The sequence below is a fragment of the Bacillus sp. SIMBA_026 genome, assembly GCF_046535335.1.
GTDB classification, from domain to species: domain Bacteria; phylum Bacillota; class Bacilli; order Bacillales; family Bacillaceae; genus Bacillus; species Bacillus velezensis.
The window spans coordinates 1-290 of the sequence record NZ_JAWRWX010000096.1 but is presented as its reverse complement, the minus strand read 5'-3'; the positions used below and the strand labels follow the sequence as shown (position 1 = coordinate 290).

1 protein-coding gene is annotated in these 290 nt (G+C 57.9%); it reads left to right on the top strand.

What is annotated here, in order from left to right; all coding sequences use genetic code 11:
- Window positions 1–54 precede the first annotated feature (54 nt).
- On the top strand, window positions 55–290 hold a 236-nt coding region (locus SB847_RS20835), incomplete at its 3' end, for a hypothetical protein (RefSeq protein WP_410578491.1).

Sequence of the window (290 nt, the reverse complement as noted above, 5' to 3'; positions counted from 1 at the left end):
GACACGGTCCGGAGGGGTATCGAAAAAATAGCCGGGACATCCAGTGGGCTTGTTGTGAACATAGCGATTCAAGATGGGATGGGCACAGGTAAAGGCGGAGCTTATCTGCCCAGTGAAGCCAGCGCCCCGGTGGACTCGTACGCAGCAGCCGTGGTTGGAGATGGTTCATGGAAAAGCAAGTACGTGGCCCCGACCGGGGACTACTTCAGGGCTGCTGCATCAGGTATTGAAAGTACTGGCGCGGTCCTCTGGGCCAATCTTGAAGGCATGACGCCCACGGCAACGGGGAA